Raw genomic sequence first — 17,247 nt, forward strand, 5'->3', positions numbered from 1 at the left:
GCCCCTGGCGCGGCCGCTCACGTCTCCGGTCACGGACACCTCAGGCCTTGCCGGCCGGGGGTCGGAACGCTCGGCCGACCTGCCGACGGAACCACACTCTTCCGGCCCGGCGCCGTGGGCGAGGATGACCCGGTGATCCACGACCCCGTCTTCGACGGCGACCGCGTCCTGCTGCCGGGCGAGGCTGCCTCCGTCCCCGCCCGCGTCCTGAGCGCCGCCGCCGTGCGGGACGCTGATCCGGACGCCGCGCCGCCGGAGATCCGCACACTCGCCGGGGAGATCCACTTCGTACCGTCCGTCCACCAGGCCGGGCTGCGGCGGTTCTGCGAGGCGAACGGCATTCCGTTGCGGGTCCGTCCCGACGTGTGGGGTGACCTGCTCGAACCGTTCCACGACACCTCCTTCACCCACCGGGAGCGGATGGCGAACCTGGAGCGCCTGGCCGCCGTCGGCCTGAACGCCGACGAGACGGCCCGGATCCGGGAACGCGTGGGGCCGCTCGTGGCGGCCTACAACTCCGCCCACTGGGACTGGAACCACCTCGGCCCGGCCGACCTGCTGGACGCGGCCTTCGGCACCCTGGTCCCCGAGGAGCTGCGGATCCCGCCGCGGGAGCGGGACGCCTTCCGCGCCTGGGCGACGGGAATCGCGAACCGTGCGGACGGGGAACGGCCCACGACCCTGTGACCCGCTCGTCCCGAAGGGGAAGGAGCCGGACCCGACTCCCCTCGGTGCGGCCGGACTCGACCGCCGGGCACTGCTGCCGCGCCCTCACCGCCGCCGTTTTCCCCGGCCGCGCCCTGAAGCCGTCCGTCAGCGCCGGCGCCCCAGCTGGCCGGGCGGTGTGTAGAACCTGCGTGCCGGCGACAGCTTGTCGAAACGGGCCTGCTGTCGGCTGTGTTCCTCGATCTGCAGGCCGTCGAGGTTCTTGGTCCGCGTGGCCCTGTCACTCCACAGCAGGAACCCGACCAGTGCGGCGACAGGCAGTCCGAGACATGCATAGAAGACGATCAAGTCGTTCACGCCCCCCGTGGCGAAGATCAACAAGTGTGCTGAGTCTGCTGGCCCTGCCGGGTGGGAGTCAAGAGCTGCGCGCCACGCGCCGCCCGGGCCCACCCGGAGGCCGCTACCGGGGGCCGCGGGGTGGCCGCGGCGGTCCGTAGCAGGTCCCGGGCGGCCTCCTTCGCGAGGCCGGCACCTCAGGGTTCCCGAGGGGCGCGACGCCGTGTTCCGGAGAGGTACGCCTCTACGGCGGTGCGCGGGCGGGGGCCGCCGGGGTGCGCGCGGACCCGCGGGTCGGTCCCGTCACCGTCGTGAGCCGCACGCAACCGCAGGCGTGGGGTGAGGAGTTCGGGCAGGGGCACGGTGGCGTTCATCGGGGTGGCGCCCATGCGGACACGGCGCCGCGCGGAGCGACCGCAGACCGGCCGGTCTCGGGCCGTGTGGCCCAGTGGGGCAGCTCGTTCGGTGTGTGCCGTTCGCGGAGTGGGGCAGGCGCGGCGTGGCAGGGCACGGATGGACGCAGTGCCCCGCCGAGCAAGCGGACGTGACCCGACACCGGGTCCGGGGTCCTCAGCAGACGCCCAGGAGGTAGAGAATGTCGCAGGTCAAGGAATCCATCGAGGTCAACGTGCCGATCCGCACCGCGTACGACCAGTGGACGCAGTTCGAGTCCTTCCCGCAGTTCATGGACGGCGTGCAGCGGATCGAGCAGCGCAGCGACACGCTCACGCACTGGGTGACGAAGATCTCCGGTGTGGAACGGGAGTTCGACGCGGAGATCACCGAGCAGATCCCCGACACCAAGGTCGCCTGGGTCACCGTCGGTGGCCAGGGCGAGCAGTCGGGTCTGGTCACCTTCGAGCCCATCGACCCGTCCCATACCCAGGTCACGCTGATGATGGACTTCGACCCCGAGGGGATGGCGGAGAACATCGGGGACAAGCTCGGCTTCGTCGACCGGCAGGTCAAGGGCGACCTGAAGCGCTTCAAGCACTTCATCGAGGACCGCGGCTCCGCCTCCGGCGCCTGGCGCGGCCAGGTCTGACCTCACGCGCCGACGACCCGGGCGGTACGGGGCCGTGCACGCCGGAAGCCACCGGCGCGCACGGCCCCGGACGGCCCGGCGTGCTGTCGTGCGCGCCGTGGCCTTCCGCTCAACCCGTGGCAGGACCGCCCCCGTTGATTCGAACCGGCACGTCGTGTCCGCCCGTCGGCCTACCCTGAGATCGCGCTGCTCCTCCGTGCCGCGCCCCGCCACACGACAGGACGTCCGTTGCCATGCCACAGCAGCCGCAGGAAAGGCCGGCGGGCGGGCGGAGCTTCCGGACCACCGAAGTCGACGTCGCCCGCGACTGGTTGAAGACGGCGTACGGAACGAGCCTGCGCATGCGCACGCCCACACCCCACCGTCCGTTCCAGTACTCCCGCACCAGCGCCGGCCCGCTGTCGCTCAGTACGCTGGCGCTGCCGACGGAGTACTCCTACGCCACCGACCCCCTCGGTGCCGTGGCCATCACGCACGTCGTCGGCGGCCGCATGGTCCGGGAGTGCGCGGACGACGTCACCCGGGCCGGCGCGGGCGACGTCCTGGCGATCTCGCAGCCCCACCTCCCGTACTCGGGCCGGGTGTACCACGCCGAACTGCGGGCCGTGACGGTGCCGCTCGCGCTCGTGCAGGAAGCCGCGGGTCGCCCGGCCGGGCAGAAGTCCCGCCCGCTGCGCTTCACCCGCTTCACCCCCGTCACCCGCGCCATGGCCGACCAGTGGAAGCGGACCGTCGACTACGTCGAAGCGAGCGTCCTGGCCCTGCCGGAGGGCGCCGCACCCCTGGTGGTCGACGCCGCCGCCAGGCTGCTCGCCGCCACCGTCCTGGCAGCCTTCCCCGCCGACGCCCGCCCCGAGCCCGTACTGGCGGACACCCGCGACGCGACGTCCGAGACCGTCCGCCGCGCCGTCGCGTTCATCGAGTCGCACCCCGCGGCCGAGATCGGCCTGGCCGATGCGGCTGCCGCCGCAGGCGTCACCCCACGGGCCCTCCAGTACGCCTTCCGACGCCACCTCGGCACGACCCCCATGGCCTACCTGCGCCGCGTACGCCTGGCGCAGGCGCACGCCGACCTCGTCGCGGCGGATCCCGCACGGGACACCGTCACGGCCATCGCCCACCGGTGGGGCTTCCACCACCAGGGGCGCTTCGCCGCCGCCTACCGCGAGGCCTACGGAGTCCGTCCCCGGGACGCGCTCGCCGGATCCTGACCGGTGTCCGCGGGCCGGACGACGACGAGGTGTTCCCCGTGCACGGAGGCGTCGAGGCCCGCCTCGCGCAGGATCACGGCCAGAGCCGTCCGGAGCGCCTTGTGCAGGCCGGTCAGGGAGGTGAGCCGGCCGATGTCGTCCTCGTGGCCGTGTATCTGGACGGTGGGCCGCAACACCTCACGGGCGACCCACCCCACCATCACCCCCTCGGCGGCCGTCCACACCCGCAGGCCGTCCTCCGTGGGCGTCGACGTGTCGAACCCCGCGCGGTCCAGGACCCGCCTGACCCGCTCGCACTCGTCGTCGCCTCCGTCCTCCGGGAGCTCGGCGTCCGTTGCGGCCTGTGTGGGATGCATGATTCCACTTCAGCGAACCGGCGCCCGCGGCAAAAGCCACTGCGCGAAGGGATCCGGGCGGCAGCCGGAAAACGATGCTGTGAGCGATGCGGCAGCCCGACGCGTCGCCCGGGACGGGGTCAGGGGTTGGGGTGCAGCCCGGGCCCGAGGTGCGGCCCGGCCAGGGGAGTGGGGGAGAGGTCGGTGGGTTCTTCACCGGACTCCAGGAGCGTGTCGGCGGCGCCGACGATGAGGCTGTCCGGACGGCCGACCGCCTCCTCGTCCTTGCGGTCGTAGTCGATGCGCCACAGCAGGCTGCGCATGGCCTCCAGACGGCCTCGCCGCTTGTCGTTGCTCTTGACCACCGTCCACGGCGCGTGAGCGGTGTCCGTCGCACGGAACATCGCCACCTTGGCAGTGGTGTAGGCGTCCCACAGGTCCAGAGAGGCCAGGTCGGTGGGCGACAGCTTCCACTGCCGCACGGGATCGACCTGGCGGATCGCGAAGCGGGTGCGCTGCTCGGCGCGGGAGACCGAGAACCAGAACTTGACCAGCAGCACTCCGTCCTCCACGAGCATCGCCTCGAAGGCGGGGCACTGCCGCAGGAACAGCTCGTACTGGTCCGGCGTACAGAACCCCATGACCTTCTCGACGCCGGCGCGGTTGTACCAGGAACGGTCGAAGAAGACGATCTCACCGGCTGCCGGCAGGTGGCCGACGTACCGCTGGAAGTACCACTGGCCCTCTTCCCGCTCGGTCGGCTTGGCCAGGGCGACGATCCGTGCCCCGCGGGGGTTCATCCGCTCGGTGAAGCGTTGGATCGTGCCGCCCTTGCCGGCCGCGTCCCTGCCCTCGCAGATCACCACCAGCCGGGCACCGGTCTCCCGGACCCAGCGCTGCAGCTTCAGGAGTTCGATCTGCAGGATCCGTTTCGCCCGCTCGTACTCCCGGCGTCTGACCTTGCGGTCGTACGGATAGTTCTCCTGCCAGGTACGGATGGGCGCGCCGGACGCGTCCAGCAGAACGGGCTGCTCCGGCCTGCGGTCGTCCACGCTCAGGCCGGAGAGCAGGTCGTCGGACACCTGCCGGTGGGGATGGGGATCATTCACGCCACGCGCCTACCCCGACTGCGGACACGTATGGCGTGGCGCGCGCGTCCACTCTCGGCGGTTGACCCGGCAAGGGCAGGGCAGGGGCACATCAGGGGATCGCGGGGCAGATCGCACGACACGTGCCGGAGGAGGACTGAACGTGAGCGGTGACAAGCAGGCGAGTGAGGCCGGGAGGCTGCGGGAGCAGGCCGAGGAGCTGGAACTGCAGGCACAGCGGGCCGATCCCGCGGAGCGGGAGCAGCTGATGGAGAAGGCTGTGACCCTGCGCGTGAGGTGCCAGGAGCTGGGTGGCGCGGAAGGCGCCACGATGGACCCGATGTAGCGTCCGGCAGGTCGGACCGGGTCAGGCAGGCTTGATCAGGCAGGCCGGGTCAGGCAGGCCTGATCCCGTCTGCCTGACCCGAGAGGCGCGGCCTAGGAGTCTGCGGTCGCCCGGTCGGAATCGCCGCGCAGGACGCAGAATTCGTTGCCTTCGGGATCAGCGAGGATCGCCCAGCCCGAGCCGTCGGGATTGCGGTGGTCGGCGACGAAAGTGGCGCCGAGGCCCAGCAACCGGTCCACCTCCTGGTCGCGCGCGGTCTCGGGGCGCAGGCACAGATGGATCCGGTTCTTGATCGTCTTGGTCTCGGGAACCTGGTTGAAGTACAGCACCGGGCCCTCCGCCAGCAGCACCAGGGTCTCCCGGTCACCCGGTTTGACGTCCGGATGCAGCGGCCGGCCCGTCACGCTGCTCCAGAACCGGGCCAGCTCGTAAGCATCGGCACAGTCGACCGCCACGTTCTGCACTATCGAAACCATGTGTGCGAGCCTTGCTGATCTTCACGGCGAGCGCCACTCCTTTCGGGGAACAACCGCAGGTCGTTGAGCGTTCTTTGAGTGTGGGCGCGGGAGGCGATGTCCCCGGCCCGATCCGGTGCAGTGCCCTCCGCCGTGAGGCGACGCCCTTCCCGCCCCCGCCCGTGAACGCCCCGGCCCGCCTCCCCCCGGCCGGCTGGGGCCGCCCCGATCGGCCATCCCCCCCCGGCCGGTCGGGGCCCTCGTGTCCGCTCCGCAATCGCCGTGCGCCCGCGTCTTCCCCTCTACGCGAGGCGGAGCCGGAAGCCGCTGCGGGGGAGCGTGGGCATCCGCGACAGCGGGATGGTCAGGTCCTGGTCGGGAACGTGGACGTCGAGTCCGGCCAGCTCCGTGACGAGGGCCGTCAACAGCGTGACCGTGATGTCCTCGCCCGGACAGCGGTGACCCTCGGCCGCGTCGCCGCCGCCCTGGGGGATGAGATGGCGCAGGCTTTCCCCGGCCGCGTAGCGGTGGGGATCGAACCGGTACGGGTGGGCCCACAACTGCGGGTCGTGATGCTGCCCGTACAGGTCCAGCAGGAGCAGCGTGCCCGCCGGAACGATCTCGCCGCGCCACTGCAGATCGCGGGCGGCGAGCCCGCCGACGAACGGCGCGAAGGGGTAGAAGCGGCGGACCTCATGGGCGAATCCGGTGGCGAGGTGCCCTGACGCGTCGCCGCGGAGCGGGCCTCGGTGCTCGGGCCACCGGTGCAGGGCGTGCGCGGCGAAGGTGACGAACCAGGCGATCGCGACGGTCGGCCGGATGATGTTCAGCAGCTCCACGGCCGCCGGACGCGGGTCCAGTACGGCGCCGTCGGCGTCGCGGTGCCGGGCGACCACGTCCAGTGCGCTGCCGTCGGGAGCCGTTTCCCGCTGCTCGCGCACGCGGGCGACCAGTCGCCCCAGCGCCTCCTCCTGCCGCTTGCGGGCGTGGCGGGCGCGCAGGTGGCGCGGGCCGGCCGTGGCGAATCCGTCGACCATCGCCACGCAGTCCCGCGCCAGCTGCGCGCCGCCCGCCCCGGTGACGGGCACGCCGGTCCAGTCGCAGACCGCCAGGGCGAGGACCCTGGCGGTCTCGTCGAAGAGCACCACCGACTCCTCCGGCTCCGCCCGCCACCGGCCGACGGCCTCCCGCCAGCGCAGGAGGACGTGTTCCCGCAGCGCCTCGATGCCCTTGTCGTCCTTCAGCAGGGACAGGAACATCGCCTTGCGGACCCGGTGGGCGAGCCCGTCGAGGGTGTGCACGGCGCCCTGCCCGAACAGCGTGTCGAGCACCGGGTCCGGGAGCGCGGCCCGCCGCTGGACGTGCTGCTCGTCGTAGAAGAAGGCGACTGCCTCCGGGCCGCGCAGCGCGACCGTCCGGCGGCCGAGGAGGCGGGTGCGGACCGTGCCGTCCGCCGAGGCGCGCATGTGGTCGGGAAGCCAGGCGTAGCCCTGCGCCAGCAGCGAGAGAGTGCCGTCGGTCCATACGGACGGGGGGTTCTTGAGTGTCGGCATGGGGTGCGGCTACCCGGGGCGGCCGCCCACACACAACGCGCCCCGTCGCTTTCACCCGGATACTGGAACGACGCCGCAGGGCCTACCTCACCGTAGGAGGGGGTAGACGCAGCGCGGCAGGAGCCGAGCCCTACCGGGCCGAGCCGCGCGGTGCCGCATTGCCGCTTCGACCATCGGGAGGACCGATGACCCGACGAGTGCACGAGGTGATGACGCGCAACCCGGTGACCGTGGAGCGCCTGACCTCACTGGCGGAGGCGGCGCGGGTGATGCGGGACGCCGACATCGGGGACGTACTGGTCGTCGAAGAGGGCCGGCTCTGCGGCATCCTCACGGACCGGGACCTCGTCGTCCGCGGGCTCGCGGAGGACCGCGACCCGGCCGAGACGACCGTGCAGGCGATATGCAGCACCGAACCGCTCACGGTCGGGCCCGACGACCACGTCGACGAGGCCGTCGACCTCATGCGCCGGCACGCGCTGCGGCGCCTGCCCGTGCGGACCGGGAGCGGCGAACTCGTCGGCATCGTCACCCTGGGCGACCTGGAGGTCGAGCGGGACCCCGGGTCGCCGCTCGCCTCCATCGCGGCAGCGGCAGCGGCCGAGGAGCGGGCGCGCGGAGGGTGACGCTGCCGCGCGGCGTCGTCAGGCCGGACGTCAGGCCGTCCGTCAGGCGGGGTCAGGCCGGCGGGACGCCGAAGGGCATGCCGGCGAGGTAGTACGTGCCCAGGGCCTCGCGGTGCTCGGCGTTCCCGAGGTGCTCGTCCCGGTGGAACTCCGGGGCGGCCTTGATCTGGTCCTTCGTCCGGTCCACGTAGACCTTCTCCGCCGCGTGGTCGATACGGGTCACCAGGCCGGCCGGCAGCAGGACCTCCTTGCCGAGGATCCACACTCCGGTGTCGACGACGAGGTAGGCGTCGGTGACCTCGTCGGAGTGCTTGTCGACCTTGCCGACGGCGCCGTCGAGCGCCTCGACGCCGTAGCCGGTGAGGTCGGCCGCCAGGTACTCGATGCCGGTGCGGTAGGCCCACACGTTCTCCGCCATGCGGAACAACTCCTTCGTTCGAAACGGTGCGGGGGGATCCCCGGCTCCAAGGCGTCCGAGGGGTCCCCGTCGAGGGCGCGCCTGCCCGCAGCGGGCCCCTCCACGCGGAAAAAAGAAATCGTGCCCGGAGCGTTTGCGTCCACGGAGTCGGGCCATAAGCGTGTTCACGGGGGTCCGCGGCGGTGAGCGGCGCGGACCCCCCGAGCGGACCCGAGCCGCGTGGTGGCCTCCCCCCGCCACTGCGCGGCCGGGGCACCGCCACGTCAGCTCACCGGCGGATCGTGAGGCCGTCCAGAGTGAGGTCGAGCAGGCGCTCCGCCTGCCTGCGGTGCTCCGCCCCCGCCGAGGTGAGGGCGATGCCTTCGAGGGCGGCGGCGATGTCGGCGGGCCCGATGTCGGTACGGATCGAGCCGGCGGCCGCGCACGCGTCCATGAGCGTGCCGATGGCGGCCTGGATCATCTCCCGGCTCCGACCGTACGGGTTGCCCCCGGTCGCGGCGATGGCGCGCAGGGCGTCGACCATGCCGTACTTGGCCGTCACGTAGTCCAGGAAGAGCCGCGTCCACGCGCGAAGGGCCTCCAGCGGTGGGTTCTGCGCGAGCAGAAGGCGGGCCGCGTCGCACAGGTGCGCCAGCTCGTTGCGGTAGACCGCTTCGACCAGGGCCTCCCGGGTGGGGAAGTTCCGGTACAGGGTCGCGCTGCCGACGCCCGCCTCCTTGGCGATGCGCTCCATCTGCGTGTCCAGCCCCTGTGCCGTGAACACGCGCACGGCGGCGGCGAGGATCTTCTCCCTGTTGCGCCGTGCGTCGGCCCGCAACGGCCGCTGCGCTCCTTCTGACATCGGTGTCCGCCCTTCCCTCTTCGTGCCCGCGGGTTGCTAAGTGGGGTACCCCCCACTTAGTCTCAAGTTAAATGGGGGACTCCCCGCTTTCACTGTAAGTCACAAAGAGCCAACGGGGGAGCCGCTCATGTCGGGCATCCAGGGCAAGGTCGTCGCGATCACGGGCGCCAGCAGCGGTATCGGCGAGGCGACCGCCGCCCACCTCGCCGAAAGGGGCGCCCGGCTCGTGCTCGGCGCCCGGCGCGAGGACCGGCTGAACGCGGTCGTGGACCGCATCACGGCCAGGGGCGGCACCGCCGTCGGCGTCATCGTCGACGTCACGCGCCGCGAGGACCTACGGCGCCTGACGGACACGGCCGTCGAGCGGTTCGGCCGGCTCGACGTCCTCGTCTCCAACGCCGGCACCATGGCCGTCTCGCCCTTCGACGACCTGCGCCAGGACGACTGGGACGCCATGGTCTCCACTCACATCACCGGTCTGCTCAACGGCATCGGGGCGGCACTGCCCGTCTTCCGCCGACAGCGCTCCGGCCACTTCGTCAACGTCGGTTCCACCGCCGCCCACGTCGTCAAGTCCCCGCAGGCCGTCTACGCGGCCACCAAGACGGCGGTGAAGGTGCTCACGGAGGGGTTGCGCCAGGAGTCGGGCCCCGACCTGCGCGTCACCCTCGTCTCGCCCGGTTTCACCCACACCGAGGGGGTCGGGAAGGGAGCCGGCCCCGAGGTGGCCGCCGCGATGGTCCGGCAGCGCGACGAGATCGCCATGCCGCCCTCGGCCGTGGCCTCCGCCATCGCCTACGCGATCGAGCAGCCCGACGGCGTCGACGTCGGCGAGATCGTCGTCCGGCCCACCGCGCAGGCCTGACCGCACCCACGGCCCCGATCGCACGACGTACGGCCCTGACCGCACCAGCGCGATCAGGGCCGTACGTCGTGCCTCACAGGGCACGCACCGCCCAGTTGGGAGAGCGCGGGGCCGGGATCGGCCGCAACGAGCGGCACGGCGGCGGGGTGCCTGCTTCTTCGTCATGATCCTTCTCCTTGCGGCCGCCGGGGCCGTGCACGGGTGCGGAACCGCCGGTCAGCTCGCCGGATACGGGGTGCCCTTGAGTCGTCGGGCCAGATGGGCGGTGTTGGCGGCGAGTGCGGCCGTCGTGGCGGCGGTCTTCTCGGGCGTCTTGTCGAGGTCCTGGTAGTCGGTGCCCTGCATGGCCTCGCCGACCCAGTAGGTGACGGCGTTCGGGGCGAGGGAGAAGCCGACGTCGTTCAGACCCTGGAAGAGGTCGGCGCTGACCTTGTGCGCGCCGTCCTCGTTGCCGACGACGCAGACCGCGGCGACCTTGCCGTAGGTCAGCATGCGGCCCTCGTCGTCGCTCTCGGAGATCTCCGCATTGAGGCGTTCCAGGACGCGCTGGGCGATGCTGGACGGGTGCCCGAGCCAGATCGGCGTCGACAGGATCAGGATGTCGGTGCCGAGGATGGTGTCGCGGATCTCCGGCCAGGCGTCGCCGTCGCCCATGTCGGTCTGCACGCCGGGTTTCACGTCGTGGTCGGCGATGCGGACGGTCTTGCCCGTGACGCCGTGTTCGGCGAGCGCCGCCATCGTCTGTTCCGCCAGCAGCTGGGAGCTGGACGGAGCGGGGGAGGGGGTGAGGGTGCAAACGAGCGCGACAGCGCGGAGCGGAGTGTTCCTGTTGGGGTCCATGGTGTCCGGCTACCCTCGCCCCCGGCTTTGATGTCGTAAGTAAGACGATTAATCCCTTCTGGCTCGATCGGTGACGCCGGGGCCACGCGCGACGGGCGTCACTGCACACCGATGGGAAATCCGGGCAGGCGCGACCCATGGAATGCGTGGTGTACGAGGAACTGTCCGGGCGGTCGGAAACCGTCGAGTGCGGCCTTGACGACGAGGCCTGCCGGCTGGTGCTGAAACGGTTGCGGGGACTGGAAGGCGGCGAATTCGGCTGGGTGCGGCTCGTGGACCCGGCCGAGGGGGAACTCGTGCAGCTGGCCGAGGAGCTGGGTCTGCACCGTCTGGCGGTCGAGGACGCCGTCCAGGCACGCCAGCGCCCGAAGCGCGAGCGCTTCGGCGACGTACTGGCCGTTGCGCTCAAGACCCTCTGGTACGTCGAGGAGGAAGCGGCCGTGGAGACGGGCGAGTTGATGCTCTTCGTCGGGCCCCGCTACGTCCTCACCGTCCGGCACGGCGAAGTGGACCCGACGGCCGAGGCGGCCGACCGGCTGGCCGCCGACCCGTCCATGCTGCGGTCCGGCCCCCTCTCGGTCCTGCACGCCGTACTCGACGTCGTCGTCGACGCCTACAGCGAGGCCGCCGAGACGGTGCGCGCCGAACTCCAACGGCTGGAGGACCGCGTCTTCTCCGCCTCCCGCGTCGACCACACCGAGGACATCTACTCGCTGAAACGGGAGGTACGCGAGTTCCGCGATGCCGTCCAGCCGCTGGTCCCGGTCCTGAGCGGCCTGTTGAGCGGCCTGAGCGGCGAGGACCGCCGCCCGTCGAAGGTCCTGCCGTACTTCCGCGACGTCGCCGACCACCTGCACCGCACCGAAACCGAGGTGCGGACCCTCGACGAACTGCTCAACGCGGTGCTCGGCGCACAGCAAGCACGGGTCGGTACCTGGCAGAACGACGACATGCGGCGCATCTCCGCCTGGGCCGCGATCTTCGCCGTCCCCACCATGGTCGCCGGCGTCTACGGAATGAACTTCGAGCACATGCCGGAACTGGGCTGGAGCTACGGCTACCCGCTCGCCGTCGGCCTCATGGCGACGGCGTCGGGCCTCCTCTACCGCGCCTTCCGGCGCAACGGCTGGCTCTGAGGGCGGGGCGGACGGCGCCGAGCGCGAATTGCCCCGGGCCGGACTGACATGACCGGCGCCGCGCTGGACAGCCGCACGGCATGAGAACTCCACCGAACCAGGGCCACAGCGGCGAGCGCGAGCGCGAGCGCGAGACCGACGCCGGCCCGAGCGCACTGGTCGAGGAACGCGCCCCGGACGAGCCCACCGAGTTGCCCGCACGCTCCTGGAAAGCGGTGTTCCGCGGCACGGCCGGGGAATTCGGCAATGACGAGCTGGCCGACCGGGCCGCGGCACTGACCTACTACGGAGTGCTGGCGATCTTCCCGGCCCTCCTGGTCCTCGTGTCGCTGCTGGGCCTGGCCGGCGAGTCGACGGCCGGGCGAGTGCTGGACAACCTCCAGCAGCTGGCTCCCGGTTCCGCCCGGGACGTGATCACGGACGCGGTCGAGCAACTGCAGGGCCGCAGCGGCGTCGGATCGCTGATGGCCGTCGTCGGCCTCGTCGTGGCGCTGTGGTCCGCCTCCGGCTACGTGGCCGCCTTCATCCGGTCCGCGAACGCCGTGTACGACGTGCCCGAGGGCCGCCCGGCGTGGAAGGTGCTGCCGCTGCGCCTCGCGCTCACCGTCACGCTGATGGTGCTCGCCTGCGCCGGCGCGCTCATCGTGGTCTTCACCGGCCGTCTGGCCCGGCAGGCGGGCGACGCCCTCGGGATCGGCGACATAGGACTGACGGTGTGGTCGATCGCCAAATGGCCCGCCCTGGTCCTCCTCGTCACGATCATGATCGCGCTCCTGTACTGGGCGGCGCCGAACGCGAAGGGGCGCGGCTTCAGGTGGGTGACTCCGGGCAGCCTTCTGGCCCTGCTGATCTGGATGACGGCTTCGGCCGGCTTCGCGTTCTACGTCGCGAACTTCGCCTCCTACAACAAGACGTACGGAACCGTCGCGGGTGTCGTGGTCTTCCTGATCTGGCTGTGGATCACCAACCTGGCCATCCTCCTCGGGCTGGAATTCGACGCGGAACTGGCCCGTCAGCGCGCGGTGGCCGGAGGGATGCCCAAGGACGAGGAACCCTATGTGCGCCCCCGTGACACCCGCGCGTGGAACGCCGAGGACCGCCGCCGCATGAACCGCTGATCCGGCCGGGTGGAACGGGTGCCGGTGCGCTTATCGGGTAGGCGCGCGTCGACAGTGGCGTATGCATCGTGAAGGGGTGGCTCCGTATGAGCACGATAGAACGGCAGACCCATGTGGCCGATGAATCCGTGAGCGTCCTCGTCTCGCGGGCTTCCCGGCAGATCTCGGAACTGGTCCGCGAGGAGATGCAGCTGGCGCGGGCGGAAATGACGCAGAAAGGGAAGCGCTTCGGGAAAGGCGGCGGCCTCTTCGGCGCGGCGGGCATGTTGGGATTCCTGGCGGCGCAGGCCCTGACGGCGACCTGTATCGCGGCCCTCGCGCTGGTACTGCCGCTGTGGGCCTCGGCCCTGATCATCACGGTGGCGCTGGCGATCGTCGCCGCGGTGATGGCTGTGGCAGGGAAGAAGCAGGTGGCCAGGGCCGGCTCCCCGGTGCCGGCGCAGACCATCGACAGCGTGAAGGCCGACCTGGCCGAGATGAGGGAGAAGGCACACCGATGACCGACGGACCCAACACACCCAACACGCCCAACACACCCGACGTACCCGGCGCATCCGAGGCATCTGACGCATCCAGCGAGCGCCGGACCGACATCGGCACGCCCACCCCAGACGAGCTGCGCGAACAGGTCGAACGCACGCGTGACGAACTCGGGCAGACCATCGAGGCGCTCGCGGGCAAGGCCGACGTCAAGGCGCAGGCCAAGGAGAAGACCGCGCAGGTCGCCGACCGGATCCACGACAAGGCCGCGCACACGGCTCAGCTGGTGCACGACGCGACGCCCGATCCGGTCCTGGACGCGGCGGGCAGGGTCGCGTCGACGGCACGCGCCAACCGCAAGCCGCTGCTCGTGGCCGGCGCGGCCCTGCTGGTCGTCCTGCTGGTCTGGCGCGGCCGCGGATGCCGGTGAAAGCCCGTGGCGGGCCCGTAAGCCCGGCGATTGCGGGTAGGCGCGGGTCATGACTCCCACCGAGATTCTCGCGGCCGAAGGCCAAGGCGCACTGTTCCTCATTTTCGCCGGAGTGGTGGTGGCCGTTCTTCTGATCGGCGCCTTCTGGTACGGCAGCCGGCGTGCCGCGCGGCGCCGGGCCCCCGCTCGGTCGGCCGATCAGAATCCCGTGGCGCGGGGCCGCGAGGACTCCTGGCAGACGCCGGAGGACGACGGCGCCGGGGGCCACGGGCCCCGCGCCTGAACCGGCCGCCCCGGCACGAACCGGCCGGTCGGCTCCGCGCGCGGCGACGGCGGGTTCACGGCGGGCCGCCACCCGATCCACCCGTCGCATTGCACGCAGTAGTCGAAATGATGCGGAATGTAGCCGCTTGTGTCAGCGTGGGGACAGGAATCCTCGGAATCCCGCGCACGCAGGGCCCGGCCGGCGCCTGTAGTCACCCCGGCCGGGCCCTGTCACGCCCCATACGGCTCCGGTTGAGGAGCGCGGAGGCGGAGGGAAGAGGAATATGGATGTACCCGCACACGGGCATGTGCGCTGCGTGAGGCCGGATCGGCATTTCGCGCGCGGGGGCATTCCGTGCTGCGGTCAAACAGAGGACTCGGGGCAGTCGAAGCCGGCCTTCGGCCCGGCGGAAAAGGGCACCCATGACGGAGCGCCTCCATAGATCGGGTCTGGTCGGCGAACTCTTCGCCGAATTCGCCGGCACCATGATCCTTATCCTCTTCGGTTGTGGTGTGGTGGCCCAAGTGGTCGCCGGCGGGGCCCTCACGGACCCCGCGGGCGGTCTCGGGAACCACGACAGCATCGCCTGGGCCTGGGGTCTCGGCGTAACCCTGGGCGTGTACGTCGCGGCGAGGCTGAGCGGTGCTCACCTCAACCCCGCGGTGACCGTCGCGCTGGCCGCGTTCAAGGGCTTCCCGTGGAAGAAGGTCGCCCCCTACGCCGTCGCCCAGCTCGCCGGAGCCTTCGTGGCCGCCCTGCTCGTCCGTTGGAACTACACCGAGGCATTGGCCAAGGCCGACCCCGGTCACACCATCAAGACGCAGGGTGTCTTCTCCACGCTCCCGGCCAACGGGAACACGAACCTGCCGGTGACCGAATGGGGCGCACTGCGCGACCAGATCATCGGCACCGCCCTCCTGCTGTTCCTGATCTTCGCCGTCACGGACCTGCTGGGCACGCCCCCCGGCGCCAACCTCGCCCCGTTCATCGTCGGCCTGATCGTCGTGGCGATCGGCATGGCATGGGGCACCAACGCCGGTTACGCGATCAACCCGGCCCGTGACCTCGGCCCCCGCCTGGCGAGCTTCCTCACCGGCTACGGCGGGGCCTGGCGAGATCAGTACGGGAACCTCTACTTCTGGGTCCCGATCATCGGCCCCTTCATCGGTGGCGTGCTCGGAGCAGCTGCCTACAAGTTCCTCATCGGCCGGTTCCTGCCGACCGCCGAACCGGAGCCTCCCGGTCGGGTACCGGCACCGGAAGAGGGCTGACCGCACCCGGGGCGGACGCGCCACGGCCCGTCCGACCCGGCCCGTCCCGGGTCCGTGGATCCGCATGGCTCCACGGACCCGTCCGGGCCTCGGCCCGCACACACGGCATCCTCAAGAGAAGGCGGCACCCCATGGCTGACTTCGTCGGCGCAGTGGACCAGGGGACCACGAGCACCCGTTTCATGATCTTCGACCATGCCGGCAACGAGGTGGCGAGGCACCAGCTGGAGCACTCCCAGATCCTCCCCCGCTCGGGATGGGTCGAACACGACCCGGTGGAGATCTGGGAACGCACCAACTCGGTGATCCAGAACGCCCTCCGGCACGGCAACCTCGACGCCTCCGACCTGGCGGCCGTCGGGATCACCAACCAGCGCGAGACGACCGTCGTCTGGGACCCCCGCACCGGGCGCCCGTACTACAACGCGATCGTCTGGCAGGACACCCGTACCGACTCCATCGCCGCGGCACTGGAGCGCGGCGGCCAGGGCGACGTCATCCGCCGCAAGGCGGGCCTGCCCCCGGCCACCTACTTCTCCGGCGGCAAGATCCAGTGGATCCTGGAGAACGTCGACGGGGTGCGGGAGGCGGCCGAGCAGGGGCACGCCCTCTTCGGCAACACCGACTGCTGGGTGCTGTGGAACCTCACCGGAGGCCCCGACGGAGGCGTCCACGCCACCGACGTCACCAACGCCAGCCGCACCATGCTCATGGACCTGGAGACCCTCGACTGGGACGACGAGCTCCTCGGCTTCTTCAACATCCCCCGGTCGATGCTGCCCACCATCAACCCGTCCTCCCACCCGGAGGCGTACGGACGGACGCGCACCTCCCGGCCGTTGCGGGAGGCCATTCCCATCACCGGTGTGCTCGGCGACCAGCAGGCGGCCACCGTCGGCCAGGTCTGCTTCGCGCCCGGCGAGGCGAAGAACACCTACGGCACCGGCAACTTCCTGGTCCTCAACACCGGGACGGAGCTGGTCCGCTCGCAGCACGGCCTGCTGACCACCGTGGCCTACCAGTTCGGCGACAGCCCCGCGATCTACGCCCTCGAAGGCTCGATCGCGGTCACCGGCTCCGCCGTGCAGTGGCTGCGCGACCAGCTGAAGATCATCACCGATGCCGGTGAGAGCGAACGCCTGGCCAGGACGGTCGAGGACAGCGGAGGCATCTACTTCGTCCCCGCCTTCTCCGGCCTGTTCGCCCCGTACTGGCGCTCCGACGCCCGTGGCGCGATCGTCGGCCTCGCCCGCTACCACGACAACGGCCACCTGGCGCGGGCCACTCTGGAGGCCATCTGCTACCAGAGCCGCGACGTCGTCGAGGCCATGGAACAGGACTCGGGCGTGCACCTCGACGTGCTCAAGGTCGACGGCGGCGTCACCGCCAACGACCTGTGCATGCAAACGCAGTCCGACATCCTCGGCGTACCGGTCAGCCGTCCCGTCGTCGCCGAGACCACGGCGCTCGGCGCCGCCTACGCGGCCGGCCTCGCCACCGGCTTCTGGCGGGACACGGACGAACTGCGCACCCACTGGCAGGAGTCCAAGCGCTGGGAGCCCCAGTGGTCCGAGGAACGGCGCACCGAAGGGTACGAGGGCTGGAAGCGTGCGGTGGAGCGCACGCTCGACTGGGCCAAGGTCGAATAGCCCGTCCCCGTCCCCGTCCCCGTCCCCGTCCCCGTGCCGTCCCGCGCCGCGCCCCCTCTCTGCTCCCCGGGGGGTGCGGCGCGGCCGTGCGGGCCGCCGTAAATACGCTGAGACGAGACGCATCGTCTTGCTATGGTCGGCACATGGACTTCTACCGCTTCCCCTGATTCCGGGCCCGGCGGCCACCGCCGCCTTCCACCGCCCGTAGGGCGTGTCCCCCAAGCCCTCCTGCCCGGCGCCCGCACCTCCGTGCGGCCGCCCCTCCCGGCGGTC

General features: G+C 71.4%; 21 protein-coding genes. 13 read left to right on the plus strand and 8 right to left on the minus strand.

From position 1 onward, the window contains the following. Nucleotides 1-132: 132 nt before the first annotated feature. Complete coding sequence (locus IG86_RS0129355; protein ID WP_157854926.1) at nt 133-687, plus strand: hypothetical protein; 555 nt, start codon at nt 133-135, stop codon at nt 685-687. 126 nt (nt 688-813) lie between these two features. Here IG86_RS0129355 and IG86_RS0129360 read toward each other — a convergent pair whose 3' ends face one another. Then, the gene (locus tag IG86_RS0129360) at nt 814-1,047 is read right to left on the minus strand and encodes a hypothetical protein (RefSeq protein WP_030825038.1); all 234 of its coding nucleotides are present in this window, start codon (nt 1,045-1,047) and stop codon (nt 814-816) included. A 550-nt stretch (nt 1,048-1,597) separates the two neighbouring features. Between IG86_RS0129360 and IG86_RS0129365 the strand changes: the two genes are divergently transcribed. Together IG86_RS0129365 and IG86_RS0129370 are read left to right on the plus strand one after the other, a co-directional pair. Further along, on the plus strand, nt 1,598-2,047 hold the full coding sequence (locus IG86_RS0129365) for an SRPBCC family protein (protein ID WP_030825041.1): 450 nt from the start codon (nt 1,598-1,600) through the stop codon (nt 2,045-2,047). Nucleotides 2,048-2,280: 233 nt separating this feature from the next. Beyond that, complete coding sequence (locus tag IG86_RS0129370; protein ID WP_045936721.1) at nt 2,281-3,258, plus strand: helix-turn-helix transcriptional regulator; 978 nt, start codon at nt 2,281-2,283, stop codon at nt 3,256-3,258. Here the strand turns inward: IG86_RS0129370 and IG86_RS0129375 are convergent. Both IG86_RS0129375 and ppk2 read right to left on the minus strand, forming a co-directional pair. Beyond that, nucleotides 3,219-3,614 (minus strand): hypothetical protein, encoded by a 396-nt coding sequence (locus IG86_RS0129375; RefSeq protein ID WP_030825047.1) that lies wholly within the window; start codon nt 3,612-3,614, stop codon nt 3,219-3,221. The two genes, IG86_RS0129370 and IG86_RS0129375, sit on opposite strands and share 40 nt — an antisense overlap. A 119-nt stretch (nt 3,615-3,733) precedes the next feature. Continuing rightward, complete coding sequence (gene ppk2, locus IG86_RS0129380) at nt 3,734-4,702, minus strand: polyphosphate kinase 2 (RefSeq protein ID WP_030825050.1); 969 nt, start codon at nt 4,700-4,702, stop codon at nt 3,734-3,736. A gap of 142 nt (nt 4,703-4,844) precedes the next feature. On the opposite strand from ppk2, the gene IG86_RS42535 reads away from it, so the two are divergent. Continuing rightward, nucleotides 4,845-5,027 (plus strand): DUF6381 family protein, encoded by a 183-nt coding sequence (locus IG86_RS42535; protein WP_030825053.1) that lies wholly within the window; start codon nt 4,845-4,847, stop codon nt 5,025-5,027. Between the two features lie 92 nt (nt 5,028-5,119). On the opposite strand, the gene IG86_RS0129390 is transcribed toward IG86_RS42535, so the two are convergent. Together IG86_RS0129390 and IG86_RS0129395 are read right to left on the minus strand one after the other, a co-directional pair. Further along, the gene (locus tag IG86_RS0129390; protein ID WP_030900865.1) at nt 5,120-5,503 is read right to left on the minus strand and encodes a VOC family protein; all 384 of its coding nucleotides are present in this window, start codon (nt 5,501-5,503) and stop codon (nt 5,120-5,122) included. 281 nt (nt 5,504-5,784) lie between these two features. Further along, nucleotides 5,785-7,035, minus strand: coding sequence for a cytochrome P450 (locus IG86_RS0129395; protein ID WP_030900868.1), 1,251 nt, complete (start codon nt 7,033-7,035; stop codon nt 5,785-5,787). Between the two features lie 185 nt (nt 7,036-7,220). Between IG86_RS0129395 and IG86_RS0129400 the strand changes: the two genes are divergently transcribed. Then, nucleotides 7,221-7,661, plus strand: coding sequence for a CBS domain-containing protein (locus IG86_RS0129400; protein ID WP_030825061.1), 441 nt, complete (start codon nt 7,221-7,223; stop codon nt 7,659-7,661). A 52-nt stretch (nt 7,662-7,713) separates the two neighbouring features. On the opposite strand, the gene IG86_RS0129405 is transcribed toward IG86_RS0129400, so the two are convergent. Beyond that, nucleotides 7,714-8,079: a hypothetical protein gene (locus IG86_RS0129405; protein WP_030825065.1), complete on the minus strand. Its 366-nt coding sequence runs from the start codon at nt 8,077-8,079 to the stop codon at nt 7,714-7,716. A 268-nt stretch (nt 8,080-8,347) separates the two neighbouring features. Beyond that, nucleotides 8,348-8,920, minus strand: coding sequence for a TetR/AcrR family transcriptional regulator (locus IG86_RS0129410; RefSeq protein WP_030900870.1), 573 nt, complete (start codon nt 8,918-8,920; stop codon nt 8,348-8,350). 127 nt (nt 8,921-9,047) lie between these two features. Here IG86_RS0129410 and IG86_RS0129415 point away from each other — a divergent pair, with 127 nt between their 5' ends. Continuing rightward, on the plus strand, nt 9,048-9,785 hold the full coding sequence (locus IG86_RS0129415) for an SDR family oxidoreductase (protein WP_030900872.1): 738 nt from the start codon (nt 9,048-9,050) through the stop codon (nt 9,783-9,785). Nucleotides 9,786-10,001: 216 nt separating this feature from the next. Here the strand turns inward: IG86_RS0129415 and IG86_RS0129420 are convergent, their stop codons facing one another. Further along, complete coding sequence (locus tag IG86_RS0129420; protein ID WP_030825075.1) at nt 10,002-10,625, minus strand: flavodoxin family protein; 624 nt, start codon at nt 10,623-10,625, stop codon at nt 10,002-10,004. 137 nt (nt 10,626-10,762) lie between these two features. Between IG86_RS0129420 and IG86_RS0129425 the strand changes: the two genes are divergently transcribed. The 7 genes from IG86_RS0129425 (at nt 10,763) to glpK (ending at nt 16,974) form a co-directional block, all read left to right on the plus strand. After that, a complete protein-coding gene (locus tag IG86_RS0129425) occupies nt 10,763-11,761 on the plus strand; it encodes a magnesium and cobalt transport protein CorA (protein ID WP_030825078.1) in 999 nt (332 codons plus the stop codon). A gap of 80 nt (nt 11,762-11,841) precedes the next feature. Then, on the plus strand, nt 11,842-12,879 hold the full coding sequence (locus IG86_RS0129430; protein ID WP_030825080.1) for a YihY/virulence factor BrkB family protein: 1,038 nt from the start codon (nt 11,842-11,844) through the stop codon (nt 12,877-12,879). Nucleotides 12,880-12,965: 86 nt separating this feature from the next. Next, on the plus strand, nt 12,966-13,379 hold the full coding sequence (locus IG86_RS0129435; protein ID WP_030825082.1) for a phage holin family protein: 414 nt from the start codon (nt 12,966-12,968) through the stop codon (nt 13,377-13,379). After that, nucleotides 13,376-13,789: a DUF3618 domain-containing protein gene (locus IG86_RS0129440; protein WP_078848432.1), complete on the plus strand. Its 414-nt coding sequence runs from the start codon at nt 13,376-13,378 to the stop codon at nt 13,787-13,789. The genes IG86_RS0129435 and IG86_RS0129440 overlap by 4 nt, the downstream gene beginning before the upstream one ends. A 49-nt stretch (nt 13,790-13,838) precedes the next feature. Further along, nucleotides 13,839-14,072, plus strand: a complete 234-nt coding sequence (locus tag IG86_RS0129445; RefSeq protein WP_045936981.1) for a DUF6479 family protein — start codon at nt 13,839-13,841, stop codon at nt 14,070-14,072. Between the two features lie 404 nt (nt 14,073-14,476). After that, a complete protein-coding gene (locus IG86_RS0129450) occupies nt 14,477-15,325 on the plus strand; it encodes an MIP/aquaporin family protein (protein ID WP_030825091.1) in 849 nt (282 codons plus the stop codon). Between the two features lie 131 nt (nt 15,326-15,456). Then, nucleotides 15,457-16,974 carry a glycerol kinase GlpK gene (glpK, locus tag IG86_RS0129455; RefSeq protein ID WP_030825094.1) on the plus strand — a complete coding sequence of 506 codons (1,518 nt, stop codon included), beginning with the start codon at nt 15,457-15,459 and terminating at the stop codon, nt 16,972-16,974. The last annotated feature ends 273 nt before the right edge of the window (nt 16,975-17,247 follow it).

The sequence above is a fragment of the Streptomyces virginiae genome, assembly GCF_000720455.1.
Classification (GTDB): Bacteria; Actinomycetota; Actinomycetes; order Streptomycetales; family Streptomycetaceae; genus Streptomyces; species Streptomyces virginiae.